At 66.7% G+C, this 25,398-nt stretch carries 26 protein-coding genes and 1 pseudogene; 13 read left to right on the plus strand and 14 right to left on the minus strand.

Features of this window, described 5'->3' with window-relative positions:
- Nucleotides 1–445 precede the first annotated feature (445 nt).
- From VF665_RS01255 to VF665_RS25840, 5 genes are all read right to left on the minus strand, one after another.
- Nucleotides 446–853, minus strand: a complete 408-nt coding sequence (locus tag VF665_RS01255; RefSeq protein WP_331051580.1) for a hypothetical protein — start codon at nt 851–853, stop codon at nt 446–448.
- A gap of 211 nt (nt 854–1,064) precedes the next feature.
- Nucleotides 1,065–1,262 (minus strand): helix-turn-helix transcriptional regulator, encoded by a 198-nt coding sequence (locus tag VF665_RS01260; RefSeq protein WP_331051581.1) that lies wholly within the window; start codon nt 1,260–1,262, stop codon nt 1,065–1,067.
- Nucleotides 1,263–1,430: 168 nt separating this feature from the next.
- Nucleotides 1,431–1,976 (minus strand): hypothetical protein, encoded by a 546-nt coding sequence (locus tag VF665_RS01265; protein ID WP_331051582.1) that lies wholly within the window; start codon nt 1,974–1,976, stop codon nt 1,431–1,433.
- A gap of 308 nt (nt 1,977–2,284) precedes the next feature.
- Nucleotides 2,285–3,559 carry a HipA domain-containing protein gene (locus VF665_RS01270; protein ID WP_331051583.1) on the minus strand — a complete coding sequence of 425 codons (1,275 nt, stop codon included), beginning with the start codon at nt 3,557–3,559 and terminating at the stop codon, nt 2,285–2,287.
- Entirely contained in the window at nt 3,559–3,909 is a 351-nt protein-coding gene (locus VF665_RS25840; RefSeq protein WP_349263086.1) for a helix-turn-helix transcriptional regulator, read from the minus strand. Before VF665_RS25840 ends, VF665_RS01270 begins: the two co-directional genes overlap by 1 nt.
- A 416-nt stretch (nt 3,910–4,325) precedes the next feature.
- Between VF665_RS25840 and VF665_RS01275 the strand changes: the two are divergent.
- From VF665_RS01275 to VF665_RS01290, 4 genes and pseudogenes are all read left to right on the plus strand, one after another.
- A pseudogene (locus VF665_RS01275) lies at nt 4,326–4,537 on the plus strand (hypothetical protein); the annotation flags it as partial.
- 224 nt (nt 4,538–4,761) lie between these two features.
- Nucleotides 4,762–5,517: a hypothetical protein gene (locus VF665_RS01280; protein WP_331051585.1), complete on the plus strand. Its 756-nt coding sequence runs from the start codon at nt 4,762–4,764 to the stop codon at nt 5,515–5,517.
- Between the two features lie 55 nt (nt 5,518–5,572).
- Nucleotides 5,573–5,755 carry a hypothetical protein gene (locus tag VF665_RS01285; RefSeq protein WP_331051586.1) on the plus strand — a complete coding sequence of 61 codons (183 nt, stop codon included), beginning with the start codon at nt 5,573–5,575 and terminating at the stop codon, nt 5,753–5,755.
- Between the two features lie 102 nt (nt 5,756–5,857).
- Entirely contained in the window at nt 5,858–6,427 is a 570-nt protein-coding gene (locus VF665_RS01290; RefSeq protein ID WP_331051587.1) for a hypothetical protein, read from the plus strand.
- Between the two features lie 274 nt (nt 6,428–6,701).
- On the opposite strand, the gene VF665_RS01295 is transcribed toward VF665_RS01290, so the two are convergent.
- The 4 genes from VF665_RS01295 to VF665_RS01310 all read right to left on the minus strand — a co-directional run bounded on the left by VF665_RS01295 (nt 6,702) and on the right by VF665_RS01310 (nt 10,004).
- Nucleotides 6,702–7,370 carry a plasmid pRiA4b ORF-3 family protein gene (locus tag VF665_RS01295; RefSeq protein WP_331051588.1) on the minus strand — a complete coding sequence of 223 codons (669 nt, stop codon included), beginning with the start codon at nt 7,368–7,370 and terminating at the stop codon, nt 6,702–6,704.
- The gene (locus VF665_RS01300) at nt 7,367–7,603 is read right to left on the minus strand and encodes a helix-turn-helix transcriptional regulator (RefSeq protein ID WP_331051589.1); all 237 of its coding nucleotides are present in this window, start codon (nt 7,601–7,603) and stop codon (nt 7,367–7,369) included. The genes VF665_RS01295 and VF665_RS01300 overlap by 4 nt, the downstream gene beginning before the upstream one ends.
- Nucleotides 7,600–9,393: an ATP-binding protein gene (locus tag VF665_RS01305; RefSeq protein ID WP_331051590.1), complete on the minus strand. Its 1,794-nt coding sequence runs from the start codon at nt 9,391–9,393 to the stop codon at nt 7,600–7,602. The genes VF665_RS01300 and VF665_RS01305 overlap by 4 nt, the downstream gene beginning before the upstream one ends.
- 368 nt (nt 9,394–9,761) lie before the next feature.
- Nucleotides 9,762–10,004: a helix-turn-helix domain-containing protein gene (locus VF665_RS01310; protein ID WP_331051591.1), complete on the minus strand. Its 243-nt coding sequence runs from the start codon at nt 10,002–10,004 to the stop codon at nt 9,762–9,764.
- Between the two features lie 155 nt (nt 10,005–10,159).
- On the opposite strand from VF665_RS01310, the gene VF665_RS01315 reads away from it, so the two are divergent.
- From VF665_RS01315 to VF665_RS01335, 5 genes are all read left to right on the plus strand, one after another.
- A complete protein-coding gene (locus VF665_RS01315; protein ID WP_331051592.1) occupies nt 10,160–10,402 on the plus strand; it encodes a hypothetical protein in 243 nt (80 codons plus the stop codon).
- Between the two features lie 148 nt (nt 10,403–10,550).
- Entirely contained in the window at nt 10,551–13,814 is a 3,264-nt protein-coding gene (gene carB / locus VF665_RS01320) for a carbamoyl-phosphate synthase large subunit (protein ID WP_331051593.1), read from the plus strand.
- A 71-nt stretch (nt 13,815–13,885) separates the two neighbouring features.
- On the plus strand, nt 13,886–14,071 hold the full coding sequence (locus VF665_RS01325; RefSeq protein ID WP_331051594.1) for a hypothetical protein: 186 nt from the start codon (nt 13,886–13,888) through the stop codon (nt 14,069–14,071).
- Nucleotides 14,072–14,074: 3 nt separating this feature from the next.
- The gene (locus tag VF665_RS01330) at nt 14,075–14,665 is read left to right on the plus strand and encodes a hypothetical protein (RefSeq protein WP_331051595.1); all 591 of its coding nucleotides are present in this window, start codon (nt 14,075–14,077) and stop codon (nt 14,663–14,665) included.
- 182 nt (nt 14,666–14,847) lie between these two features.
- Entirely contained in the window at nt 14,848–15,873 is a 1,026-nt protein-coding gene (locus VF665_RS01335; RefSeq protein WP_331051596.1) for a toll/interleukin-1 receptor domain-containing protein, read from the plus strand.
- 989 nt (nt 15,874–16,862) lie between these two features.
- Here the strand turns inward: VF665_RS01335 and VF665_RS01340 are convergent.
- The gene (locus tag VF665_RS01340; protein ID WP_331051597.1) at nt 16,863–17,759 is read right to left on the minus strand and encodes an NmrA family NAD(P)-binding protein; all 897 of its coding nucleotides are present in this window, start codon (nt 17,757–17,759) and stop codon (nt 16,863–16,865) included.
- A 116-nt stretch (nt 17,760–17,875) separates the two neighbouring features.
- Here VF665_RS01340 and VF665_RS01345 point away from each other — a divergent pair, with 116 nt between their 5' ends.
- The 4 genes from VF665_RS01345 (at nt 17,876) to VF665_RS01360 (ending at nt 20,326) form a co-directional block, all read left to right on the plus strand.
- Complete coding sequence (locus VF665_RS01345) at nt 17,876–18,862, plus strand: AraC family transcriptional regulator (protein WP_331051598.1); 987 nt, start codon at nt 17,876–17,878, stop codon at nt 18,860–18,862.
- The gene (locus tag VF665_RS01350) at nt 18,859–19,239 is read left to right on the plus strand and encodes a hypothetical protein (RefSeq protein WP_331051599.1); all 381 of its coding nucleotides are present in this window, start codon (nt 18,859–18,861) and stop codon (nt 19,237–19,239) included. Before VF665_RS01345 ends, VF665_RS01350 begins: the two co-directional genes overlap by 4 nt.
- Before the next feature lie 31 nt (nt 19,240–19,270).
- Entirely contained in the window at nt 19,271–19,750 is a 480-nt protein-coding gene (locus VF665_RS01355; protein WP_331051600.1) for an SRPBCC family protein, read from the plus strand.
- 291 nt (nt 19,751–20,041) lie between these two features.
- On the plus strand, nt 20,042–20,326 hold the full coding sequence (locus VF665_RS01360) for a hypothetical protein (RefSeq protein WP_331051601.1): 285 nt from the start codon (nt 20,042–20,044) through the stop codon (nt 20,324–20,326).
- A 51-nt stretch (nt 20,327–20,377) separates the two neighbouring features.
- On the opposite strand, the gene VF665_RS01365 is transcribed toward VF665_RS01360, so the two are convergent.
- The 4 genes from VF665_RS01365 to VF665_RS01380 all read right to left on the minus strand — a co-directional run.
- The gene (locus tag VF665_RS01365; protein WP_331051602.1) at nt 20,378–21,859 is read right to left on the minus strand and encodes a serine hydrolase domain-containing protein; all 1,482 of its coding nucleotides are present in this window, start codon (nt 21,857–21,859) and stop codon (nt 20,378–20,380) included.
- 165 nt (nt 21,860–22,024) lie between these two features.
- Nucleotides 22,025–22,708 carry a response regulator transcription factor gene (locus VF665_RS01370; RefSeq protein ID WP_331051603.1) on the minus strand — a complete coding sequence of 228 codons (684 nt, stop codon included), beginning with the start codon at nt 22,706–22,708 and terminating at the stop codon, nt 22,025–22,027.
- Nucleotides 22,705–24,456, minus strand: coding sequence for a HAMP domain-containing sensor histidine kinase (locus VF665_RS01375; protein ID WP_331051604.1), 1,752 nt, complete (start codon nt 24,454–24,456; stop codon nt 22,705–22,707). The genes VF665_RS01370 and VF665_RS01375 overlap by 4 nt, the downstream gene beginning before the upstream one ends.
- A 158-nt stretch (nt 24,457–24,614) precedes the next feature.
- Nucleotides 24,615–25,398, minus strand: a 784-nt coding sequence (locus VF665_RS01380; protein WP_331051605.1) for a DUF885 domain-containing protein, incomplete at its 5' end; no start/stop codon positions are given.

Genomic DNA, 25,398 nt, shown 5'->3' on the forward strand with positions numbered 1-25,398 from the left:
TGCGGGTTCGCTGGGCAACGGCGGAAAGAGTAGCGGAGGGCGGGCGGGGATGAAAGTGCGCGACGTGAACGGGGCCGCGGGTCGCGAGGGATCACTCCCGCGGGGCGGCACCGCGCGTTTGGGGAGTCGGCGGTGCGCACCCTTGTGATCCGGCGGCGTGCACCTCAAGAGCGCGCTGCGGTCTGGCCAATGGCTCCTTCGGCGACCCCGAACCCGCCTTTCGTGTGCATGCCGTGCCGCGAGGTGCGGGCGGCGCTCGGCCCGGCCTCGCCTCGCCGCGGATCCCGGCGTGCCCATCCTGCCGGCCTGCTCCCGGCGGGCGCGAAGGAGCCGTCCGCGCGCCGCGCGCGTCATCCCCGGGTGGGAGAGCGTGCCTGTCCCCCCGAACCCGCCACCGCCATCCCGCGTGCCGCGGAGTAGGGACGTTCCGCTGCGGACGGACCGTCTACTCCTCCCGGGTAAGCGTTACCGACGCGTCGCGGTACCCGGATCCATTCACCTTGCCCTTGATCACGTCGTCGCTCACCCGCTGGCCCGTGAAGTTCAGGGGCTCGTATCCCGGGGAAGAGAGCACCATCGACAGGTCCGGATGCGTGTAGCTGCTGGACGCCACCCGCAGGTCCAGGAAGGTGGGCACCACGGAAAGGTTGCCGTTTCCGACCACAAAGGTTCCGGCCGCGTTCTCCGTCAGCCTCAGGTACAGAGTGGCGTTGTCGAGCTTTCCCCGCCACTCGCCGTCCAGCTTGGAGGTCTTCGCAGCGGGTTCGGTGGGCCCATCCCCGCTGCCGCAGCCGGCGAGCACGAGACAGATCGCGAACGACAGAAAGGCGCGTCGGCTGAATGCGCGGGCCATTCTCGATTCTCCTGCTGGGGGATGATGAACGGGCTGGATGAACGATCACAGGGAGGGGGTCCGGAGTGGACGCGAAGCCGCGGCGCGTGAGCCGGCCGGGTGCCCCCCGGGCGTGTGGCGCCTGAACGCAGGTACCCGCCCGATCATGACGCGCCATATACAGCCGTTTACGCCGGCGAGAGGTGCTCGCTCCGCGGCGTCGCGGTAAATTTCACCTTCGCTCCGCCGCGCGCCGCAGCTGCGCCGCCAGTTGCCGCAGCGCATCCGACCGGCTCTCCAACCCGTCCGCCATCTGCACCAGGCTCCCCGGCCGCGGCAAGCGGATGCCGGTGATCCACGCGTGCAGCGCCGCGTAGCTCAGCCCCGCATCGCGCGCGAGCTGAGCCTGCGAAATCCCGCTCGCGTTCACGATGCCGGCCGGCGTTAGAGTTAGACTCCAGCGGCCGCGCCGTGCGCCGCTGTCCGAAGAGGGCGGCCTTTTTCAACAGGGTCCACGACACTGCACTTGCATAATCGTGCGCAACTCACATGATCGGGTACTCGGTGTTGCTTCTTACCCCTGAGTTCCGAGCTAGGGTCATTGCGCAACTTGGTTCTGTCCACCTGCGGGAGTTGTTTCTACGATCGTGACAGGGGAATTGCTCACCATTGCGGTCATGATCAGAAGAACCGCGATTACAACAAGGATCAACCCCGGTGATGCAGACACGAGTTTCAGCTTTACGAGTTGCGAGTCAGCCTCGAGCGTCGAATCATATTTCCGGAGTTGCAGCATCGAGTAGATCAGTCCGATCGTCATAAGTATGCACCCGAGTAACATACCGGTATAACGGAGCCATGTGCGGGCAGCAACAAGCAGTCGCGCTTGGTCGTATCGTTGCTGAGCCGAGTAGCCGTTCAGGTTCGCTTCGGTGAGAGCTTTGAACAGTTCGGCGCGTTCAAATGCAGGTAGACCTTTGCTGAACTCTCCATAGAGCGCTTCGTTTTGGGCTACGGTGGGCGGTTGTGGCGTACGAGTGCTTACCAATGCTACTAAATGAACTGTTGTGGACACAGCGACTATCAGCACCAGCAGAACAATCAGCGTCGTAAGCGTCCAGAACACTCGATCAGTCAGTTTCATCGGTCTGCTGTTTTTTAGGGGTGGGGGATATTAGGACGAAATCACGCGCTTTCCAGAACATGAAAGGAGCGAGTTCGTCCGTTAAGAAGCAACCGCGCGGCAAGTTGTCAAGGAATATCGGCCAGCAGGCTCACCACTCGATCGAGCCTCCAGCATTTCCGCACCGCTGCCCAACGGCGCAACATCCGCAGGTGCTGCAAGCTCTCTTGACCGCCCGCGATCCATCCTGGTTCCCCCGCGACCGACGGCTCCATCCACAGAGCGTGCTGGCAGCACGGGCGCGAGCCCCAGCGGAGCAGGGCGTCAGGTCAGCTTCCCAGAGGGTACTCGAATCCGGGATAGGCGAACGCGGGCTCGATCACCGTGCAGTCGCGCTCGCTTCCGCCGTGCCGAAGCACTTCCGCGCGCCAGTGCCGGGCGACAATCCCCTTGATCTCGTCGATGATCGCGTTCGCGTGGTCCGCCGTCAGGCCGAACCGCGGCGCGCGTGACAGGAAGTTCGCGCGTGTCGCCAGCCGGCCCAGGGTCCCGCACTCCATCGCCAGCCGGCGCTCCTCCTGCCCCTGCCGCGAGTTCGGCGTCAGGTCGTACGTGGGCGCGAGCCGCCACTCCCGCGTGGCAGCCACCAGCGCGTGGTTGCGCGGATGGTCGTCTACGTTGCTGATCGACCCGTTCAGCACCATGCGCCGGAACAGCTCCTCCTTGTCCTGCCGCGGACGGGCCGACCACCGCTGAAGCTCGTCAGCGAGCAGCACGTACGACCAATTGCGGCGGTCGGTGGGCGTGTCCTCCGCATTCAGCACGGTGAGCGCGCTCACCATCCGGTGGCGCAGGTACGAGGATGGCTCGTTCTCGTTTCCGGCCGACTCGCGATCGAACCGCTTTACCAGCAGGACGGACTCGGCGCCTACCCGCTCCACTCGCGTTTCGGGAACGCGGATTCCGCAGCGACTCGCCAGACTCAGCATGGCCGCTTCCACGGGTGCGTTGTTCCACCGGTCGCCGCGGGCGGGGAACTTGGCGACCCACAGCCCCTGTTCGTCCTCCACCACGTTCTTGGGACGGGCTCCACCCAGCGAACTTCCGGGGTCGAGCAGGTCCAGGATCTGCGCGGGCACGGGCTCACCCGGGTGATCGTCTTCCAGCAATGCCGCCGCGTGGCGGACTTCTGCCAGCTGCAGAACCCGGTTGAACGCACGAACCGGTGCCGGTGGAATTGGACCGCGTCCAAAAGACAGCGCACCCGCGCGATCCTGCGGTGATTCGAGGAGGAAGTCGACCTCGTTCAGCGGTTTCCCGGCGATACGCTCGATCACCCGACGGCCCCATGCGTCTGGAGCGGCATCCCGCAACGCCCCGAACACTCCATCCAGTTTGGCCGTCTGGTAAACGGTCGCCGCCAGCGGGAGCGAGAAAGGATCGAGCGGAACGGCATCCCTGCGTTCTCGGTAACTGCGGCCATAGACAAACCGTCCGACAGTTGTACCACCCCGAGTGGTTTCGCGTGAGAACCGTCCGCATACAACCGTTTCGGTCGTACCGGGCAATTGGATGTAGACGAAGCACTCGTTCGTCTCAGCCATCAGAAATCATCATCCAGCGCTGTTGATGGACGCGCCCGTCGTGTGAGGCGTGCGGCTTCCAGGCTGAGTCCCTCCGCATCGGTTTCGGGCGCTGCGATCCGCGTTACCGCATCGTGCAACCCGAGCGCCCAGAGGACGGCTACGTAGGCCCCGATTCCCGTACCAAGCTTCCCGTGCTCGATTCCTACAAGCGTCGCTCGCGTGATGCCGGCTTTCTGTGCCAGATCGCTCTGTCGCCATCCGCGCCTGAGTCGAGCAACGGAGATTTGCCGGCCGAGTTGAACAACAGCGTCCTCCACCGCGGCCGGAGCAGCCGTCGCATACGTGATCTGATTCCTGGATCGCGCCATTCTCACCTCCAGTGCTCGGGTCTATAATCGTAAGCATTAAACGCGTTATTGTAAACGATATTAGACTCGGCTAGGGCACAAACCAGATCGAGTTGAGAAGACGGCGTACTCCTGGAGGGCTGCACCAACGCATGGCTGACCGGAATCTCGAGTGGCGATTTCTGGATGATCCTGATGTAGGGAATCAGTTGATTGTTGCGGATCCACCAAGGAAGACGGGGAATCATCGTTACACGCAAGGTCGCCGTTTCAGGATACCCGAGGTGCGACGGGCCGCGTAGCTCGTCCTGCCATAACAACGAACGTTGCGTAGATTCCCGCCCCGACCGACAGCTCCATCGGCACAGCGCGCCGGCCCGTTCCTCACTGAAACCGGCCGGCGCTCACACAAACTCCACGCCCCGCTGCAGTGGTAGATGCCCAAGCGCACCGACCTGCAGAGCATCCTGATCCTGGGCTCCGGGCCCATCGTCATCGGCCAGGCGGCGGAGTTCGACGATTCGGGCACGCAGGCGCCCGCGCCTTCAAGGAAGAGGGGTGCCGCGTGATCCTGGTCAACAGCAATCCGGCCACGATCATGACGGACCCGGACCTGGCCGACGCCACCTGCATCGAACCCAACAACCCGGTCAGCGGCGCCACGCACGTACTATTTACGGCTGATCACGCGGGAAGGCGGAGGAAAGAAAGAGGACGCGGAGATGATTCTCTCCGGGTCCTCATCCTTCGTCGTTGGCGGCGACCTGCCACGTGACATGGTCGTGGCGGCGGGAACTTATCGGACCGTCCGGAGTTGAAGGCGCCGCGAACACCGCCGTTCGTCCCCGTTCTCCATGCACCGGGAGGCTCCGCATGCGCCGGGTTCATCCGCACAGCATTCACCGCTCCGCTCTCGCCCTGTGCCTTTCCGTTCCGGCCGTGCTGGGCGGCCCAAGCCGCGTTGAGGCACAGGAGGCGTTCATCGGCACCGTGGTCTACGAAACCAGCGCGGGCGGCTCCAACACGGACGGCGCCGTGACGTTCACCGAGCTGGGTCCGCGGCGCGAGTCTGTCACGTGGGGTTCGGGCGGCCGAATCCGCTTGGAGACGGAGGGCGGAATGTCGGAGGGCGTCATCGTGGCGCGCATGGCCAACCGGGCGTTCTTTCACCTGGACCCGGAGTCCCGCACGGCCACGCCCGTGCGGCTGCGGAGCCTGAACCGCGAAGACCAGAGCGCCGACGTGCTTCAGACGATGGGGCAGATGTTCGCGCCCGCCGTGCTGGAGCGTACGGAAGAAACCGGCACCTACGCCGGCCACGCATGCCGCATGTACATCGTGCGGAGCAGCCTCATGCTGCGCCGCGGCGCCACCGCCCGCGCCTGCGTGGCCGAGCACATCCAGGTGCGCCCCAGTCGTTACGGCTTCGAGTGGAACGACCGCGCGAACGAGCAGCCCGCCACCCTTCCGCTGCAGTTCGACATGCGCGAAGGGCTGCCGCTGATGCTGGAGGTGAACGAGAACGACACCCTCGTCACCTACACCGCCGTCTCGGTTACCCCCGGCGAGCCTGACGACGCACTCTTCTCCGTGCCGCGCGGCTACACGGTCACGGATTCGGACGGGTAAGCAGGGAGTCACGCGGAGGAGGCGAGAAAAAGAAAGAGGACGTGGAGACCGTGTGGTGCTCTTCGCGTTTTCAGCGTCGATGCCCAGGCGCACCGGCCTGCAGAGCCTCCTTATCCTGGGCTCCGGGCCCATCGTCATCGGCCAGGCGGCCGAATCGGCGTCTTCGGGGCATCCGCTGCTCAGCGGAAGGGTGTACTGGCCGATTCTGGCCGGCGGCAATCCGGCCGCGACGGTCTGATGGCGATCATATCTTGCAGAACGCGGGCGCAGGCAGTCGATTGGCGACCGGATTTCAGCCGTCCTCCCCAGCCCGAGCGCAGCGATGTCCTCGAAGCGGAAGATGCGCCGCCGCAACCTGGCGGCGGGGCAGTCTTTGGAGATCGTCTACGGCCCCATGCACCAGTCGTGGCACGCGCGCGAACTGCTTCCCGGCCTGCATGAACTGGTAGAGAGCGATCCTCGCGCGGCGGTGCCGGAACTGCACGCGCTGATCGAGCGTGAGCCGCTGCCCATGCTCTTCAACTGGCTGAGTGCCGCGTACACCGCGCTCGGGGACAGAGAGGCGGTGGACGTCACCATCCGCGAGAACTACCGGCGGAATCCGCAGTACCTGTTTGCGCGCGTCAACTACGCGGAACTGTGCATCGCCAGTGGAGATCTGGACTCGGCACGCGAAGCGCTGGGCGGCACGCTCGAAATCCGCGCCCTGCTCGGCGCCAGAAAGCGCGTCCACATCTCGGAACTTCGTGCGTACCTCTACGCCGTGGGGCTCTACCACATCGAAGCGGGAGACGTGGCTGCGGTAGAGGCTGCCTGTCGCACCCTGGAACGATTCGATCCCGACGACCCCGTTGTCGGCGTGTTGAAGCGGGGTCTGCGGCGGCGCCAGGTGAACCGGCCGGCGGAGTAGAGGCTATCGGCCGAAGCGGACAGACGCGGTCCGCGATCCCTGAACGTGAGAGGAGCGCCCGCGGCCGTGCGGATTTCCGCGGCTGCAAGCGCTCCTTCTTTGTGCCGAGAGATGGAACTATGCGGCGCGACGCAACCGCCGGTTCTTCAGACCGACGGCCAGCGCCGCGTTGCTCACCCCGGCATCGCGCGCCCGTCGGCCGATGAGGAAGACTCTGCTTCGGCAACTGAGAAGTGCCAAGCAACACATTCGGTTGCGCCAATGGGAGCCATCGTCAGACGGTGCCCCACGCGGCAGCGAGCGCGAGATTGTTGCGCACCATCCGAAGATCGAACTGTTCGGGGTCGTAGTTGCCCGCCCAGCGGCGGTAGTCCTCGTGCTCGGGGTGTTCGGGATTTTGCATCGCCTCCAGCATGTGTGCGTATCCGTGAGGTCCGCCGCAGTCCTCTGGCGGCCCGGCGCGTTCTCCGGCGTAGAGCTTTGGCAGCAGACGCTCATCGCTTTCATCCAACGGGCTCACGATGTGGATGTCGTCCACGATGATCTCGAGCAGCCAGTTGTCTCCGAAGTCGTATCTGTAGATGAACCGCGCCTTCTTGCCCAGTTCCAGATCGCTGAGCAGGATCACCGTCGAGTCCTCGTCTTCCGCTCCGTCCAAGGGTTGCTCGAAGCGGCGCTCTCCGGCTTGGAAGCTGTACAGGTGATAGTCGAGCCACCCGAAAACCAGCTGGATCACGCGGTGAAGCTGGTGCAGACTGTAGGTGTCCGGGACCATGACGCGCCGCCAGATCGAGGGTTCGATTCCGGCGAGCGTGATCGTCAGCTCGAGTAGCCGGGGCTTGCGCTTGCGGCCGCGGCGGGCGGGGACACGTGATGTCGTTTTCGATGGCATGCTGTAGAAGGTAAGCGAGAGTCGCTGGTAACGAGGGCGCGATTCATTCACCGCCGCTCCGCCGCGCGCCGGAACTGCGCCGCCAGTTGCCGCAGCGCATCCGACCGGCTCTCCAGCCCGTCCGCCAGTTGCACCAGGCTCCCCGCCCGCAGCGAGCGGATGCCGGTGATCCACGCGTGCAGCGCCGCGTAGCTCAGCCCCGCATCGCGCGCGAGCTGAGCCTGCGAGATCCCGCGCGCGTTCACGATGTCGCGAACGAGCCCGAGAGATCGTGCACTTCTCAACTACGCTCTCTGTAAGTCTCTATGCGAAGTTTGTTCTGGCCCATCGTCAACGGTATCGGCTCCTCAGTGAGAGCCTGCACGGGACCTGCTTCCGCAAACGTTACAAACCCGAATTTGCTGTAGAAGTCCGCCTTCGGTGGCGGAATCTTGACGTGCACGATTTGTCCGAACTGCTCAAAAACAGCCTCCAACTCAGCCTCTGTTGCACTAAGCGGGATATTGAATACCGCAATCCGCCTGTCACTCTCAGGTGTTGAACGCGCTGCTTTTAGCATTTCAGGATCAGACACGCGGAAGCGCGGGATAGAACTCTTCGGCTTGCGTGTTCGTTTGGCTAACTGGTTAGCTTGTGCGTTTGTTCGGATTTCAACGAGCACGCCCGCCGTACGAAGATAAGTCACTTCTCGATCGTATGTATCTCGATCTTCGCTATTCATTGCGCGGTAGATATCTCCAGGCGCAAGCTCCTGTCCCCCGATTCCGGCAATGACGATTCTCTGTTGATTCTTTGAGAGTTGAATTCCCTCAAACATCTCAAGCCAGGTGAGTTGTTGCGGAGAGAATACTGAACGGTGGTATAACGTGACGGTGAAGGAATTTTCATCAGTGGCTAGGTCAGGACTGCGAAGATCGCTCTGCTCCATCAACTCAAATATGCGCTTCATCCCCTCCCCGAGTTCACGCATGTTCCCGGCTTCACGGAGTACGCGTGCGAGCAGAGCATTTCGGGACTCGTGTGCGCCTTCAAGCTTAAGCAGTTGGTCGATCGTCAATGTGGATAGGATCGCTCCTGGGCTCATGACGTCGATTCGGTCATCGAAGATGAACACGTCAATGCTTCGCTGAATGCTGTAGTCTCGGTGGGCGATCGCGTTCACCAAAGCCTCCCGGCAGGCCCACTCCGGATAGATATATTTCTGTTCGAACCGCGCGTCGGATCCAAACTCGGTCTTATACGCTAGGAAAGGTCGAAGAGCTTCCCAAGAGCGGATTAGCAACTGAAGAATGTTACCCTCGACGAATTCGTCCGACGTAACGTTGTACTCGGCACCTGCTCTCAGCGCAGTGCCTTGGACCTTCAACGTTCGCACTTGGCAACGGGGGTGCCAGCGGTGGATATCCTTTGCAAATAACAGAACGGCTGCCCGCCTCAATCGCAAGCCGCCAGACGTGTACTCAGCGAGTCCCATCTGCTGTAGATATTTTTCCGCTGTGATGCCCCGCAAGTAAGCGTCGGCCATAGCTTGTACCAAGCTAAGGTCCAGATCATGGACTTGAGCGCCATCGACAAACTCTGTATCATAGGCGCGAGAGCGCGCCTCCCGTTGATCGAAAAGAATCTTCTGTACGCTTTCAGGTACAGTACTGGTGCCGCTACGTCGGACGCACCGACCGTCGGGTAATTGGAATACGCCTTGCGTTCCCTTCGACACAGAAAAAAACAGGACGCATTTACCTTCGATTTGGAGAGACGTTGCAAACCGTAGGGGAAGCGCTGTCTTCCTATGCACATGCGTCTGCGGAGCGGCTAGAATGCGTTGAAGATCCTCCTCTGTGTGTGGAACACCAGAAATCCTTCCGTCGTCCTCAACGCCGATGAGGATCTCCCCGCCATCTGCATTCGCGAAGGCTACTAGTCCCTCGCCCACCTCCCGACAGATATCGACCCATTTCCGGGGGCGCTTTTCCCCCGGTTTGCCCTCATAAGCACTCTTGAACTCACGAAAATGGCTCTCGCCTAACTGGATCGTATTCCTAACTCGTTCGGCGAGAACAAGCATGTCCCCCATTGGATTCTCTAGCACTTGGATTACCAGGTATGAGTCGCGATGGTGAGGCGAGCGACAGGACAAAATCACTATATTCTTGGTGAGCGTTCGGCCGAAAGCAATCCTTAGCTGGTTAACGGCTCCCGATCCAATGATCAACTCCGGAGGAAATCCCTAGGCACACCTCTATCCGGGCGGGTACTCGACGGCCAACCGTATCACCTGCCGAGTTCAGTACCCGCGCCATCTTGAGTGACAGCACCGCGTCCCTCGGTCCAAACACCCTGCATCTGTGCTGTAGCTTTGGGGTGCAGAATTCTCGGTTGGGACGGCCGGAGGTATTCGCTCACTCTGATTGTCGAGCTTCGCGTTCCCCTGCGCACCGAAGCTCAGGCGTCCTTGGATAGCAGGTTTCGGAGCCTCGCCGCGATTTGCTGTATGCGGCCTGCTCGCTTCTCCAGCGCAGCAGCAATCTGCCTTACACTCTCGGCGGAGGGATTGCGCAGGCCTGACATCCACGATTCCAGCGTGGCACGGCCTAGCCCGGCGTCCTTGGCGACCAAGGTGCGGGGCAGTTCGCTTTCCTGCAGCGCGTCGGCGACTGCCTTGCGCAGTTCCTCAGGTCCGGTCATGGTGACTCGCTTCCATGCAGACGAATGTGTTGACACGGTTGTGAAGACATATTAGTCTACATGTGTGCAGTGGGAACGAGGAACTGCCTCGCGACCACGGACCGCCAGCATCTTAGGCGTGCGAGTGGAGAGGCGCAAACCGAATCGAGGGCGTGATGAAGACGAAACTACAGGGCGGCACAGTCGCTTCGCCGTTGCGTGTGCTGGAGCTGCTGGCGGACCGTTTCGGAGCGTTCGAGGCGATCGCGATGGCATCCATCAAGCTCGCTCGCCACGTTCCGGATGAGGAGCGCTCGATGGACTCGCTCGTGGCCGAGGCGGTCCTGGAGTTCGGGGACGATCTGCGGGACGCATCGGCGGCGGTGGAGAGGTGGATGGAGGTCCGGCGGGCAGCGTAGGCGTGACCCGATCCGATTCTTTCCCAGCCCGCCGCGCGGCCCTATATTCCCGCCCCGACCGACAGCTCCATCGGTACAGCGCGCCGGCCCGTTCCTCACTGGAACCGGCCGGCGCTCGCACAGAGTCCACGCCCCACTCTCGCGATAGATGCCCAAGCGCACCGACCTGCAGAGCATCCTGATCCTGGGCTCCGGGCCCATCGTCATCGGACAGGCGGCCGAGTTCGACTATTCGGGCACGCAGGCCGTCCGCGCCCTCAAGGAAGAGGGGTACCGCGTCATCCTGGTCAACAGCAATCCGGCCACGATCATGACGGACCCCGATCTGGCCGACGCCACCTACATCGAGCCCATCACCCCCGAGTGGGTGGAGCGCGTCATCGAAAAGGAAAAGCCCGACGCCATCCTTCCCACCATGGGCGGGCAGACCGCGCTGAACGTCGCGCTGGAGCTGCACGACAGCGGCGCGCTGGCCCGCCACGGCGTGGAGCTGATCGGCGCCAAGGCCAAGAGCATCCGCATGGCCGAGGACCGCAGCGAGTTCGCCAAGGCCATGTCGCGCATCGGGCTCAAGCTGCCGCACGGCGGGTTCGCGCGGTCGCTGGACGACGCGCTGCGCATCGTGGACGACACGGGCTATCCCGCCATCATCCGCCCGTCGTTCACGCTCGGCGGCACGGGCGGGGGCATCGCCTACAACCGCACGGAGTTCGAGGAGATGATCCGCCGCGGGCTGGACCTGAGCCCCGTGCACGAGGTGCTGATCGATCGCAGCGTCATCGGCTGGAAGGAGTACGAGCTGGAGGTGGTGCGCGACGGCGCGGACAACGTCATCATCGTCTGCTCCATCGAGAACGTGGACGCGATGGGCGTGCACACCGGCGACAGCGTTACCGTGGCGCCGGCGCAGACGCTGTCCGACGTGGAATATCAGAAGATGCGCGACGCGGCCATCGCCATCATCCGCGAAATCGGGGTGGAGGCGGGCGGGTGCAACGTGCAGTTCGCGATCAACCCCGCCAACGGTGAAATGCTCATCGTGGAGATGAACCCGCGCGTGTCGCGGTCCTCCGCGCTTGCATCCAAGGCGACCGGTTACCCCATCGCCCGCATTGGCGCCAAGCTGGCGGTGGGCTACACGCTGGATGAACTGCCGAACGCCATCACCCGCACCACTCCCGCGTCGTTCGAGCCGGTGCTGGACTACGTGGTCGTCAAGTTCCCCCGCTTCGCCTTCGAGAAGTTCCCCGCCGCGGACAGCACGCTGGGCGTGCAGATGAAGGCCGTCGGCGAGTCGATGGCCATCGGGCGCACCTTCAAGCAGGCGTGGCAGAAGGCGATCCGCGCGCTGGAGATCGGCCGCAGCGGGTGGGACGTGGGATCGCTCAAGGACGACCGGCTGGAAGACGACTCGGAGGAAACGATCCGCCGCGCCCTGCGCCGCCCCACGCCGGAGCGCCCGTTTCACGTCAAGCGCGCGCTGCTGGCCGGCATGCCGCACGACGAGATCGCGCGGCTGACGGCCTTCGATCCGTGGTTCGTCGCCCAGTTCGCCGAGCTGGTGGACGCCGAGCGCGCCTACGCGGCCGCGCCGGACATCGACGCGGACGCGATGCGCCGGATGAAGCGGATGGGCTTCAGCGACGTGCAGCTCGCCCGGCTGCGCGGCGAGGCGGAAGACGCCGTCCGCGCGCGCCGGTGGGAGATGGGCATTCATCCCGTCTACAACCGCGTGGACACCTGCGCCGGCGAGTTTCCCGCCGAAACGCCGTACCTGTACAGCACCTACGCCGACGAGAACGAGTCCGAGCCGTCGGGCCGCCGCAAGGTGGTGATCCTGGGCTCCGGACCCAACCGCATCGGCCAGGGCGTGGAGTTCGACTACTGCTGCGTGCAGGCCGCGCTGGCGCTGCGCGACGCGGGGTGGGAGACCATCATGGTCAACAGCAACCCCGAGACGAACAGCACCGACTTCGACATCAGCGACAAGCTGTACTTTGAGCCGCTGACGCTGGAGGACGTAATCGAGATCGTTCGGCTGGAAAAGCCGGAAGGCGTGATCGTGCAGCTGGGCGGGCAGACGCCGCTCAAGCTGGCGGAGCCGCTGCAGAAGCTGGGGGTCAAGATCCTGGGCACCAGCGTGGAGGCCATCGACCGGGCGGAGGACCGCGAGCGCTTCGAGGAACTGGCGCGCGCGCTGGGGGTCCGCCAGCCGCCCAACGGCCTGGCGACCAGCCTGGAGCAGGCGGCGGAGATCGCCGGGCGCATCGGCTACCCCGTGCTCGTGCGCCCCAGCTACGTGCTGGGAGGGCGGGGAATGATGATCGTGTACGACGAGGCCGGGCTGGTGAAGTACTTCGAGACGGCGGTCAGCGTGAGCCACGAGCGCCCCGTGCTCATCGACCGCTTTCTGGAAGACGCGTTCGAGGCGGACGTGGACGCGCTGTGCGACGGCGAGACGGTCGTGATCGGCGGGGTGATGCAGCACATCGAAGAGGCCGGAATCCACTCCGGCGACTCGGCGTGCGTGCTGCCGCCGTATCTGCTGAGCGACAAGGCGGTGGAGGAAATGCGTGAGCACACCCGCCGCTTTGCGCTGGAACTGGGCGTGGTGGGGCTGATCAACGTGCAGTACGCGGTGTTCGGGGGGCAGGTGTACGTGATCGAGGTGAACCCGCGCGCCTCGCGCACGGTGCCGTTCGTGAGCAAGGCGACGGGCGTGTCCATCGCCAAGATCGCCGCGCGGCTCATGGGCGGCCAGCGGCTGGCGGACTTCGGGCTGCCGGACGAAATCCCCGTCAACGGGGTGGCGGTAAAGGAATCCGTCTTTCCCTTCAACAAGCTGCCGGAAGTCGATCCGCTGCTGGGGCCGGAGATGCGGTCCACGGGCGAGGCGATGGGCTTTGACGACAGCTTCGGGATGGCGTTCGCCAAGGCGCAGATCAGCGCGGGGACGCACCTGCCGCGCGAGGGCACCGTCATCCTCACCGTGAACGACCACGACAAGCCGACGGTGGCGCCCATCGCGCGGCGGCTGCACGACATGGGCTTCCGCATCCAGGCGACGGGCGGCACCGCGCGCTACCTGCGCGCCCGCGGCGTTCCGTGCGAGGCCGTGTTCAAGGTGAACGAGGGGCGGCCCAACATGGTGGACCACATCATCTCGGGCGAGGTGTCGCTGCTGGTGAACACGCCGCTGGGCAAGCAGAGCCAGTACGACGACTACGCCACGCGCCGCGCGGCCATTCAGTACGGCGTGCCGTACATCACCACGATGTCCGCCGCCGCCGCCGCCGCCGACGCCATCAGCGCGCTGCGCAGCCGCACGCGGGAGGTGCGCAGCATCCAGGAGCGCACGGCGGGCGCGGTGCCGCTGCCGGCGTACGGCGCCGGAGCCGCGGTTCCGGCGTGAAGCCGCATCTGTCCGATACGTCCGCGGACGCCGAGCGGTTCCTGATCGAGGGGTACCGCCGGATGTCGCCCATGGACAAGCTGCGCCGCGTGGAATCGCTGAACCGCGCGGTGACGCAGCTTCAGCGTGCGCGTATTCGCAAGCAGTACGGAGACATCTCCGAAGACGAGATGCGCATGCGGATCGGCGCTCTCCGCCTCGGCCGCGATCTGATGATCAAGGCCTTCGGCTGGGATCCGGACGTGCAGGGGTGGTGAGGCGTGGAGGAGGCAATTGGAGTCACGGTACAGATCACGAACGTACTCGAGAAGCTCGGGATTGAGTATCTCGTCGGTGGGTCGCTCGCGAGCTCCCTGCATGGTCTGCCGCGAGCCACGCAAGACGTAGACGTCGTCGCGCATCTGCGCCCGGAGCACGTCAGTGCGCTCGTCGACGCGTTGCGCGAGGATTTCTATCTGGACGAGTCCGCGATTCGGGATGCGGTCGCCACGAGGTCCACCTTCAACGTCATCCACCTCTTCACGATGTTCAAGGCGGACATCTTCGTCGCCGGTGCGGATGACGTGATTCGTCGGGAGATGGAGCGGCGAGAGCCTTTCCAACTGGAGGGAGAGCCGTCCCGGCAGATCATCGTTGCCAGTCCCGAGGACATTATTGTTCAGAAGCTGCACTGGTACCGGCTGGGAGACCACGTTTCAGACCGCCAATGGCTGGATGCGCTCGGTGTTCTGCGAGTACGGGGTAAGGATCTGGACCGGGCCTATATGCGCGAGGTGGCGCTTCGGCTTGACGTCTCTGATCTATTGGAACGGGCGCTCTTGGAAGCGGGGCTAAGCGCGCCTGAGCCCTGATTGCCGCCGCGTACGCCACCAACTCGTGCGCCGCGGCAAGCGCGAGGCACGCAGGATCCCAGGAGGCGGTGCCGCTCCCGGCTCCGTTGCGGAGGAGCGCCGATGCCAAGCCGACCTGTCCGACACTTGCGCGGCCGGAACCCACACTACGGGTCGCTTCTTCTCCCTCATGGAATGCATCAATGAAACTGCTTGAAACCTGTGTCGTTCATCATTCGGGAACCCCGCGATATATCCGGCTCTACCAGGGCGATCTCTCCGCCATCCCTCCGACAGAGGCGGTGGATATGCTGATCGTTTCTGCGTTCCCCGAAGACTACGTACCCACGCGCACATCGCTGATTGGCGCGCTGGACAGGATCGGGCTGTCGGTTGCGCAACTCGCAGCGAAAAAAGAGTTTGATCTGCGGGATACATCCTCTTGCTGGGTTTCCCGGGATGTTTCGGACGAGCAGCCGGATGTCGGCTTTCGCCGGATTTTATGCTTTGAGCCAGCCAGCCGCGGTACGCCGCCCGAGACTGTGGGAGACGTCTTCCGCGCGATCGCCCCGTTGACCACCAGTGAGTTGCGGATTCGCAGTATCGCGACTCCCTTGCTTGCATCCGGAGACCAGCGATACGACCCGGAGTTGATGCTGAATTGCATGCTCGATGCAAGCCTCTTCTGGCTTCGCAATGGTCTCCCGCTCGAGACGGTGAAGATTATCGTCTACTCGGCGGAAGAGGCAGAGCGCCTGCGGCACGTCTTTGTCGCGCACGCCGGCTCATCTTTGGAGAACGTAGATCAACTTGAAAACCGGGCGCGCCCATCGGACGAGTACGATTATTTCGTCAGCTACTCGCACCAAGACGTCGACGATGTCATGTCCTGGGTTCAGGCGTTACGCGAAGCGAAGCCTGGCGTCCGCATCTTCGTTGACAAGCTCTGCTTGGAGGCTGGCCAGCCGTGGCAGTCGAAGATCTTTGATGCTCTCGAGAAGGCGCGCCGGGTGATTGCGTTCTACTCGCCGGACTATCTCCGCTCCAAGATCTGCATGGAGGAGTTCAATATGGCGCACATGCTCCACAGGGAGAGGGATTACACCGTTCTAACTCCTATCTATCTACGTTCGGCTGACCTGCAGCTGCTGATGCGCTCACTTCAGTACGTGGACTGCCGTGAGGGTGATCGCACGAAACTCCTGGAAACCTGCGCGGTCCTGCAATGATGCGCTCTGGCGGCCCCGTCCTGGCACTGAGCTAGGCGGATCTGGAGAAATACGAGGTGAAGTCGGACGTAAATTCCGCGCCGCCGCGTCTGACGACGTATGTCTTGAACGAGAGAGGCCCCGGCGGGTGCGCCGGGGCCTTTCTGCGTCAGAGCATATTGAGAGCTGGTGGCCTGAGCCGGCGAGTGTCATCCTGAGTCTTCCACCAGCCTTCGGCCGACCATGTGGCGGATGAAACTGGGCAGGGAGCTGTAGGTGTTTGTGTGGCGCTGGCAAAGCAAGGTCGGTGCTCTCGAATGGTTCCACAGAGGCGGTAGTTTCGATTCAGAGAGGCGCGCCGCCGCACCGTCCGTCACACCGGACTCTGGCGCCGACCGAAGAATCCCGCGCCACCGCATCCCATGCACGCCCGGTTGCGCGCCGCCCTCGGACGCTGCGGGTGCGGCGGGAGAGGCTGGAGCCCGCCGCGCCGGCCAGCGGTTCGGCTGACGCTTCGGTCCGGGATTCTTCAGTCGCGCATGAACGCGGTGCCGGGGAAAGCGCGGCGCACGCTCCTTCAGAATGACGCCCCGGCGCCGAGGTGGGCGGCAGGATACCGGTGGCGCGGAGGTGCCGCCCCAGGCGGCGCCGGCCGCGCGAACTGCCATCAGGCGCACCAGGATTCAGCACATCCGCCGCACCGGGATTCCTCACCCGGCTCGGACTTCGAGTGTCATTCTGAGCGAGGCGCTGCGCCGCACCGTCTGTCACACCAGACTCTGGCGCCGACCGAAGAATCCCGCGCCACCGCTTCCGATGCACGCCCGGTTGCGCGCCGCGCTCGGACGCTGCGGGGAGAGGCTGGAGCACGCCGCGCCGGCCGGCGGCGCGGCGGACGTTTCGGCCCGGGATCCTTCAGTCGCACCGAATGCGGCGTGCGCGGAGAGTCCGGCGCGCTGCTCCTTCAGGATGATCCTCAGACTCCGGCGCTTTTCCCACCCTCTGACGGGTCAAGCCGGTACGAGTGCCGCCGATCGGACCGCGGGGGCGAGCACTTCCGCGGCCCACTGCTCCAGCGTCGTCGGGGTGGTGGACTCGGCGGTGCGGGGGAGGCGGGCGAAGCCGGACGCCTCCATGGCCTCGAACATGGCCGTGTACTCCGTGGCGACGTGCTCGCTCGCGCCCGCGCCCAGCAGCGCGCCAATCGTCTGCTCGCGCGTGGCCTGCACGTACCGCACGTCGCTCCCCAGCGCCCGCCCGATCGCCGCGGCCGCCTCCGCGAACGACAGGTCGGCCGGGCCGTCCACGCCTACCGCGTGGTGCCCCGTCCACGTGGTTTCCTGCAGGTACCGCGCGGCGGTCGCGGCGATGTCGCGCGTGGCCACCATCGCCGTGCGCGCCTCCGGGGCGAGGCGCATGTAGATGGCGCCGTGGCCGGCAATCGTGGGCACCGCGGACAGGAAGTTCTCGAAAAAGAACCCCGCGCGCAGGCTCACCACGTTGGGCGCGACGGCCTGCAGCATCCGCTCTACCTGCCCCACGTGCGAGATGGCGAACAGGTCGTCACGGTCGGCGCCCTGGCTGGAAACCAGCACCACGCGCTGGATGCCGTTCGCCCGAACCGCATCCGCGGCCGCCCTGCCGATGCCGAGCTGCGACGCCGCCCAGTCCGCCGCGCTCAGGTCGGGCGGGATCAGCAGAAAGAGCGCGGACGCGCCGGTAAGCGCATCGCGGAGAAACGCGGCGTCCTGCAGCGAGCCCTCGCGCACTTCCGCGGCGCCGCGCAGGGCGTCCGGCAGGCGGGCTGCGTCACGCGCCAGCAGGCGCACGTCCGCGCCGGCAGCGATGAGGGTGGAGGCGACCTGGCCGCCGATCTGGCCCGTGGGGGTGGTGATGACGATGGACATCGTTGTGCTCCCGGATGGCGTGGTTGTGAACCGCATGCCGGAAGTGTATCGTACAGGGCGTGGACGATCTATGCTGGATCGTCGGGTTTTCTTTTCTGTGCGTCCGGAGGGCTCCCGTGGATCTGGTGACCGAACTGCTGGACGACCTGCGAGTGCAGAGTGCGCTGTACAGCCGGTTCGAGATGCGCGGCGCCTGGGCGGTGGAGTACCCGCGTTCGGAGATGGCGGGATTTCACCTGGTGTCGCACGGCCGCTGCGTGCTGGAAGGCCATGGCGGCGCGCCGCTGCACCTGGGCCCGGGCGACCTCGTCGTGCTCCCCGGCGGCACGGGTCACGTGGTGCGCGGATCGCTCCCCGCGCGGGGTACACCGGTGGCCGACCTCGTGGCGCGGTCGGATACGCCGGGGGCGGTGCGCGTGGGGACGGACGGCGAGGAGGCCCGCTTTCTCTGTGGCGGCTTTCGGTTTGCCGCCGGCCCCGAGCATCCGCTGCTTTCCGCGCTCCCCGCGGTGATCCACGTCTCCATGCGGGACGCCGAGTCGCATCCGTGGCTCACGACGTTCCTTTCCGCCATGGAGTGCGAGTCCACCGCCGGGCGGCCCGGCGCGGAGATGGTGATGTCGCGGCTGGCCGACATCCTGTTCGTGCAGGCGGTGCGGGCGCACTTGGCGGCGCTGCCGGACGGCGCGCGCGGGTGGGTGGGCGCCCTGCGCGATCCGACCGTGGCGGCCGCGCTGGCGCTCATCCACCGCAATCCCGAGATGCCGTGGACGGTGGAGTCGCTGGGCCGTGCCGTGGGGCTGTCGCGGTCGCAGTTCGCCGCCCGCTTCTCGCAGACGGTGGGCGAGCCGCCGGTCGCGTACCTGGCGGGATGGCGCACCCACCGCGCCAAGGCGCTGCTGCGCGAAGGCACCACGCGCGTGAGCCGCATTGCGCACATGCTCGGCTACGGCTCCGAGGCGGCGTTCAGCACCGCGTTCCGGCGCTGGACCGGCACGTCGCCCGGCGCCTACCGCCGCGCACTCCGCGCGGGGGACACGGAGGACGTGCTGGCCACGGCGGTCGCCTCGCCCGGACGTCTGATCGTGGAGAGCGCGGGATGAACGGGTCGCCGCTGGAAGCCGCGTTCGGCCGGCGCCAGGAACGGGGTGCGGCGGCGACGCGGGTGAGCGGCGCCTTCCGCGGGATCCGGGTCGGGCCGATCGTCCGCTGGGTGCTGCTGGGCGTGAACGCGGCGCTCCTCGCTGTGAGCGGCCTTGTCGCTGGCCTGATCTGGCTAGTCATGGCCACCGCGAAGCCCGGCCCCGGTCCAGACTGGTTGTTCTGGGTGGCTGCGGTGCCTCCCACCCTGTGCGCCGCCGGTTCACTCTGGAACTGCTGGCAGCTGACCTCTCACGCCCGCTGCCCCTGGGCTGTGCAGGCGACGAGTGCGACGGCGTTTGTCGCCACCTTCGCGGCTCTGCAGACGCTCTCCGTGTGAGCCGGACACCCATTCGGGGCCCTTCCCACCGATGATCATCATCACGCAGGAAACGCGGATCGCCGCGCCGATGGAGCGCGTGTTCGATCTGGCGCGCAGCATCGACTTTCACAGCCGGTCGCTGGCGCACACGGGCGAGGAGGCGGTCGCGGGGCGCACGGCGGGGCTCATCGAGCTCGGCGAGACGGTGACGTGGCGGGCGCGGCACCTGGGAGTGCGGCAGCACCTGACGGCCAGGATCACCGCGTTTGAGCGGCCGAGGTTCTTTCAGGACACGATGGTGCGCGGCGCGTTCGCCTGGATGCAGCACGACCACCTCTTTGCACCCGCGCCGGACGGCGGAACGGTGATGACGGATGAACTGCGCTTCGCCGCGCCGCTCGGCATCCTGGGCCGCATCGCCGAGCGGGTGCTGCTCCGGCGCTACATGACCCGCTTCCTCCAGGTGCACAACGCGGAACTGAAGCGCGTCGCGGAGTCGGACGCGTGGCGGGAGTTTCTGGGGATGTAGTCGGCGCGGTCGTAACGAGTCCGGCGCGGGGCCAGCGCCGACGGAAAAGACGTAAAGGTACAGAGGAACAGAGAAAGGCCAGAGGAACAGAGGACGGCGGATGGTTCCTCTGCATCTCTGGCAGTTCTCTGTTCCTGTGCAATTTCGCTGTTTCAGCAGCAGGGCGGCGCGGAGTCCCGGCGCCGCCCCGTTCATGTCCGTGCGGTGGCGGGAGATATCGCTTGTGGATCGGTTCACGCATATCCGATATTGGTGACACGATCCTTCACTGACCACCGAGGGCGGGGCGAGATGCTGACCGTGAAAGAAGCCGTGCACCACGCGCATCAGTGGGTGAGCGAGCTTTATCCACAGGGGGAGTTGCGCCACCTGAGGCTGGAGGAGGTGCAGCTTTCCAGCGACGAGCGGTATTGGGAGATCACGCTGGGCTGGCTGGAGCCGGCCATCCGCGAAAACACCTTCGCCGCGTCGCTGAGCTCCGACGTGCGGGTTCTGCCCCGCGTCTACAAGACGCTCGACGTCGATGTAGAGACAGGCGAGGTGAAGTCCATGCGGATCCGCGACGTTGCGGCATAGGAGTCCCGGGGCTGCGCTCTTATGCGCCGCCCCGCTCTTCGCCCGTATCCGCTACTGATATGTGAGCACGTCCACGATCTCGTCCTTGAGGTCGGCGCAGAAGGGGGCGTCGTAGTTGCTCAGCACGATCACCGTCCAGCTTCCGTCGGCGAAGTAGTCGCTCTGGTCGCAGATGGCCACGCCGCGCGGCCCCCCTCCGCTGTGCCCGAACACCGTGCGTCCATTCACCCTGCGCACCTCGAAGCCGAACACGTAGCGCTGTCCCTGCTCCGGCGCGTCCGCCGCACCGGTGAACTGGTCCACCAGGCCGCGGTTCACCAGCCGCCCGCCCAGCAGCGCGCGCCCGAAGCGGAACATGTCTTCCGCCGTCGCGTGGCCGCCCCCCGCGCCCCCTCCGCTGATTCCGCGTGGAACCATCACGCGCGGCCGCAGCCCCAGCACGTCGCCCTCGGCATGGGTCTGCGGAAACACCCGGCGGTCCAGCGTGTCCGCCAGCGCATCCACACGGATCTCCCGCATCTGTGACGGCGCAAAGACGTTGCGCGCGACGTACTCGTTGCGCCGCATCCCCGTGAGCCTTTCCACGACGGCGCCCAGCGTCTCGAATCCCTCGTTGCTGTACGCGTACCGCTCGCCCGGCGCGGAGGCCAGCGGCAGCGAGGCAAAGATCGGCAGCAGCTCCGCCGAGGTCGCGTAGACGTAGTTCTCGCGGAAGCCAGCACGGTCGAACAGGCCGCCCAGCCCCGCGCGGTGCGAGAGCAGCTGCCGCACGGTGATGCCGCGCGCCTGGGGCGTCCACGGCTCCTCCGGCAGCAGCGCGCCGAGCGTGTCGTCCAGCGAGAGCCGCCCCTGCTGGATCAGCTGCGCGATGGCGACGCTCGTGAACATCTTGCCCATGGACGCGATGTGAAACCGGCTCGCGGGGGTGATGGGCGTGCGCGTCGCCAGGTTCTCGGTGCCGAACGCGCCCTGGTACACGATGCGGTCGCCGCGCCCGATGAGCACCACGCCGGAAAACCGGTCCGCCGCGGCCAGCCGGCGCAGCTCGTCATCCAGAGCGCGCACGAGTTCGCCTTCCTCCATCCGGGTGCGGGGAAGCGGGCGGATCGTGCCGCCGGGCCGCAGCGACGCCCGCAGGGAGAATCGGGCCAGGCGCCCGGGCGCGGCCGTATCGGCCCCGACGAGCAGTTCCACGCCCGCATCCGCCCGCCGCGCCCACAGCTGCACGATGGCGGAACCGGCCGGCGTCGTGCGGGTTTCGCCAAGGGTGACGCCGCCGCCCTGGTCGCGCAGGCCGCGCAGGGTGGCGAGCACCTCGTCCCGCTGCCATGCGGAGGGCCTCGCCGCGTCCACCGCGCGGGTGATGGCCGCGGTGTCGGGGCTGTTGACGGCGTCCACCAGCCGTCCGGCGAGCGCGCCGGAAGCGGTGGCGGGAAGGGCAGGCCCAGCCGGGCGCGGACCCTGGCCGTAAGCGTCGGCGGAGAGGGACAGAGCCGCGGCGAGTGCGGCGCGGAAGAGCGGCGTTCTGTTCATCGGTCGGATGCGGATGCGGGGAACCGCGGCGTGCGCGGGCCTCGTCGCACGAGGCACATCCAGTCTACCCGGCCGGGGAGGGGCGATGGCGGGGATGCGGTACGGAGGTTGTTCGCGAGTTGTAAGGCCATTGACGGCGGATTCCCGCCCGGACGATGGACCGCGTCAGCGCTGCAGGCGGTAGCCTTTCTTCCACACGGTGAGGATGTGGCGCGGCTCGGCGGGGTTGTCTTCCAGCTTGCGCCGCAGCTCGGCGACGTGGATGTCGACCGTCCGCGTGAGGACGGCTGCGCGGTGCCCCCACACCTCGCGCAGCAGGTCGTGCCGCGAGGCTACGCCGCCCGCGCGGTCGTACAGCGCCACCAGCAGGTCGAACTCGCGCGGCGCCAGCGCGACGGGCTCGCCGTGGCGCGTCACCGTCCGCGCGTCGCGGTTCACCTCCACGCCGCCGAAGCGGTCCGGCGCCTTTTCCCCCACGGGGTCGCCGCCCGCGCGGCGCAGCAGGGCCTCCACCCGCGCCAGCAGCTCCAGCAGCCCGAACGGCTTGGTGACGTAGTCATCCGCGCCGCTGCGAAAGCCGAGCACCTTGTCGGCTTCTTCGCCGCGCGCGGTCAGAATGAGCACGGGGACGCGGATTCCGTCCGCGCGCAGCGACCGCAGCACGCGGTAGCCGTCCATCCCGGGGAGCATCAGGTCCAGGATCACGAGGTCCGGCCGCTCTTCCCGGGCACGGCGCAGCCCCTCCAGTCCATCCTCCGCCACCGCCGCGGCGTAGCCCTCGATCTCCAGCGTGGTGCGCAGCCCGAACGCCAGGTCGGGATCGTCCTCCACGATCAGCACGCGCTTCATCGGCCGGCCCCCTCCGCCATCGATCCCGCCTCCTCCTCCGCCCCCACCTCCACGGCCGGGAACTCGGCGGTGAAGTGCGCGCCGCCGCCCTCCGCCTCCTGCACCCAGGCACGGCCGCCGTGCCTGCCCACCAGTTCGCGCACCACGTGCAGCCCGATGCCGCTCCCGCCCACCACGCGGTCGATGTCGCGGTCCAGACGGTGGTACGCCTCCCAGATGCGCTCGCGCTCCCCGGCCGGAAGGCCCGGCCCGGAATCGCGCACGGAGACACGGACCGCGTTCGCCGCGCGCTCCACCGCGACGGCGACGGTCTGCCCCGGCGGGCCGTACTTGACGGCGTTTTCCAGGAAGTTGAGCAGGATCTGCCGGAACCCGCCGCGGTCCAGCGCCGCCACCGCGTCCGCCTCGCCGCGGGTGACGACCTGCATCCGCCGCGCGTGCGCCACCGGGGCGAACTCCTCCACGATTTCCGCCACGGCGGATGCCACCCGCACCGGCCGCGGCGCCACGGCCAGCGTTCCGCGCGCGCCGCGGCTGAAGTCCAGCACGTTCTCCACCAGGTACGAGAGCCGCCGCGCCTCCCGGTCAATCAGGCGCAGCGAGCGGCCGCGCTCCTCTTCCGTGCGCAGCCTGCCGCCCAGGAGCAGCTCGCTGAACATGCGGATCTGCGTGAGCGGCGTCCGCAGCTCGTGCGACACGCCGGAAACGAAGTCCGCGCGCAGGCGGGCAAGTTCCTGCTGCCGACGCATCTGCGCAAAGGCGATCCCCACGGTGGCGGCGGTGAGCGACAGCAGGCCGAGCAGGAGCGGGAGGGGAGAGGCCGGAAGCCCGCCTTCCACCAGGCGGCCCACGGCGCCGGGGCGCAGCTCCACGCGCGCCACCAGGCCCGCGAACTCGCCCGTGAACGGTTCCTCGGCGGCCGGCGCGGTGCGGTCGGCGCGTCCCGTGCGGAACAGCACGCCCCCGGGCCCGCGGACGGTGACGACGAGCAGCGAATCGTTGGGAACGCCGCGCAGCACGGAAGCGGGAAGCAGCGGCACCCGCCCCGCGACCCGCGCAAAGACGGGCGTGGTCACGGCGGTGGCGTCATCTGCCAGGCCGTAGACGGCGCGGGGCCGGTCCGCGTCGTCGAACGCCACGGTGTACAGCAGCGTCCGGGTGCGGCCCGCGATCACGCGCCATCGTCCCACGGACTGCCCGATCCGCATCTGGTACTCCGACGGGCCGTAGCGCCCCTCCGCGCTGCCGTACAGGTTCACGCTGGCGTCGCGCGGCGACCGGACCAGGCGCTGCACGGAGGCGTCCACCTCCGTGCGCACCCAGCGCTCCGTCGCGCCATCCAGGGCTGCGCCGGCCACCTGGAGCGATCCGTCGCGCATCGTCATTCGAAAGAAGCCCTCGGCCCGGGCCAGGCACTCGCACCAGGTGTCCTGCTCGCGAACGGTGCGCCGGTACACGGCGGCGTCCATCAGCGGCGTGCTCTCCGGGCGGCCCTCCACGGTGGCGGTGGGCGAGTAGTTCAGGGTGATGAAGCCGGCGTGCAGCGTGGCCTCGGCACGCCGGACGAACTCCGCGGCGGCGTACGCGGCGTGGTCGCGCAGCAGGCGCTCGGTGGCGGCGCGCTGGGCCCGCGCCGCCCGGTACGCCTGGTACGCCACCGCGCACGAGAGCAGCAGCGCGAGCGCCAGCAGGGCACCCGTGGCGGCGGGCCCGCGAGCCATGCGGTCCAGTGCGCGGCGTGTGGACATCAGGAGGCGCGATGCGGGCGGAAAACGTGGTTCGGGGACGATGGAGGAATGTAGCCCGCCGCGGCCCGGAAAGGGTCAGCGGCGGATAAAAATCCCGTAAGGAAAGTGTAAGGACGCGGCCCTCGCGCCGTCCTCTTCATCCTGGCGAAGCGGAGCGGTCACCCGGCGCGGCGGTCGGTGATCCAGCGGCGCACCTTGGCGCGCAGCATGGGGAGGGGAAGCGCGCCGTCGTTCAGCACCACGTCGTGAAAGGCGCGCAGGTCAAACCGGTCCCCCAGCGCGGCGCGTGCCTCGTCGCGCAGGGCGACGATCTCCAGGTACCCCGTCATGTACGTCACGATCTGCCCCGGCGTGGCGGCGTGCCGGTCGGCGTAGCTCTCCGCCTGCGCGCGCGGGCGAATGGAGATCGCCGTCATGGAATCCACCGCCGCCGCGCGGCTCATTCCGAAGACGTGCAGCGACGGATCGATCTCCATCCCCACCAGCGCGTCCACCAGGTGCGCCAGCAGCCCCGCCCGCAGCAACTCGTCATCCACCAGCCCCGCCTCGTACGCCAGCCGCTCGGCGTACATCCCCCAGCCCTCCACGAAGGCGCCCGTGCTCAGCAGGCGCAGCGCGGGGTGCTGGTCCGGCCGCCGCCCCGTCCACACGATCTGCAGGTGGTGCCCCGGCCAGGCCTCGTGCGTGACGGACGAGGAGATGTCCATCCGCGGGCTCCCCTCTGCGCCATTCAGGTTCAGCACGTACTTGCCGGGGCGCGACCCGTCTACCGCGGGCGGCTCGTACCAGGCGGGCGGGCTGGACCGCTCCCGGTACGCCGCCGCCGCCTCCAGCACCAGCGAGTCCGGTCGCACGCGGCTGAACACGCGCGGAAGCTGGCCGTGAATGCGGGCGATCAGGGCGCGCGTGGCGTTCATCTTGGCCTCGCGCGTGTCGAACAGA

Source organism: Longimicrobium sp. (assembly GCF_036387355.1).
In the GTDB taxonomy this organism is placed as follows: domain Bacteria; phylum Gemmatimonadota; class Gemmatimonadetes; order Longimicrobiales; family Longimicrobiaceae; genus Longimicrobium.

Coding starts and splice junctions, on each gene's coding strand:
- VF665_RS01265 (WP_331051582.1), bottom strand. CDS start 1,976: ATGAAACTGACTGATCGAGTGTTCTGGACGCTTACGACGCTGATTGTT.
- VF665_RS01365 (WP_331051602.1), bottom strand. CDS start 21,859: ATGAACAGAACGCCGCTCTTCCGCGCCGCACTCGCCGCGGCTCTGTCC.
- VF665_RS01375 (WP_331051604.1), bottom strand. CDS start 24,456: ATGTCCACACGCCGCGCACTGGACCGCATGGCTCGCGGGCCCGCCGCC.
- VF665_RS01280 (WP_331051585.1), top strand. CDS start 4,762: ATGCGCCGGGTTCATCCGCACAGCATTCACCGCTCCGCTCTCGCCCTG.
- VF665_RS01270 (WP_331051583.1), bottom strand. CDS start 3,559: ATGGCTGAGACGAACGAGTGCTTCGTCTACATCCAATTGCCCGGTACG.
- VF665_RS01290 (WP_331051587.1), top strand. CDS start 5,858: ATGCGCCGCCGCAACCTGGCGGCGGGGCAGTCTTTGGAGATCGTCTAC.
- VF665_RS25840 (WP_349263086.1), bottom strand. CDS start 3,909: ATGGCGCGATCCAGGAATCAGATCACGTATGCGACGGCTGCTCCGGCC.
- VF665_RS01255 (WP_331051580.1), bottom strand. CDS start 853: ATGGCCCGCGCATTCAGCCGACGCGCCTTTCTGTCGTTCGCGATCTGT.
- VF665_RS01360 (WP_331051601.1), top strand. CDS start 20,042: ATGCTGACCGTGAAAGAAGCCGTGCACCACGCGCATCAGTGGGTGAGC.
- carB (WP_331051593.1), top strand. CDS start 10,551: ATGCCCAAGCGCACCGACCTGCAGAGCATCCTGATCCTGGGCTCCGGG.
- VF665_RS01310 (WP_331051591.1), bottom strand. CDS start 10,004: ATGACCGGACCTGAGGAACTGCGCAAGGCAGTCGCCGACGCGCTGCAG.
- VF665_RS01315 (WP_331051592.1), top strand. CDS start 10,160: ATGAAGACGAAACTACAGGGCGGCACAGTCGCTTCGCCGTTGCGTGTG.
- VF665_RS01325 (WP_331051594.1), top strand. CDS start 13,886: ATGGACAAGCTGCGCCGCGTGGAATCGCTGAACCGCGCGGTGACGCAG.
- VF665_RS01355 (WP_331051600.1), top strand. CDS start 19,271: ATGATCATCATCACGCAGGAAACGCGGATCGCCGCGCCGATGGAGCGC.
- VF665_RS01305 (WP_331051590.1), bottom strand. CDS start 9,393: ATGGGGGACATGCTTGTTCTCGCCGAACGAGTTAGGAATACGATCCAG.
- VF665_RS01340 (WP_331051597.1), bottom strand. CDS start 17,759: ATGTCCATCGTCATCACCACCCCCACGGGCCAGATCGGCGGCCAGGTC.
- VF665_RS01370 (WP_331051603.1), bottom strand. CDS start 22,708: ATGAAGCGCGTGCTGATCGTGGAGGACGATCCCGACCTGGCGTTCGGG.
- VF665_RS01335 (WP_331051596.1), top strand. CDS start 14,848: ATGAAACTGCTTGAAACCTGTGTCGTTCATCATTCGGGAACCCCGCGA.
- VF665_RS01350 (WP_331051599.1), top strand. CDS start 18,859: ATGAACGGGTCGCCGCTGGAAGCCGCGTTCGGCCGGCGCCAGGAACGG.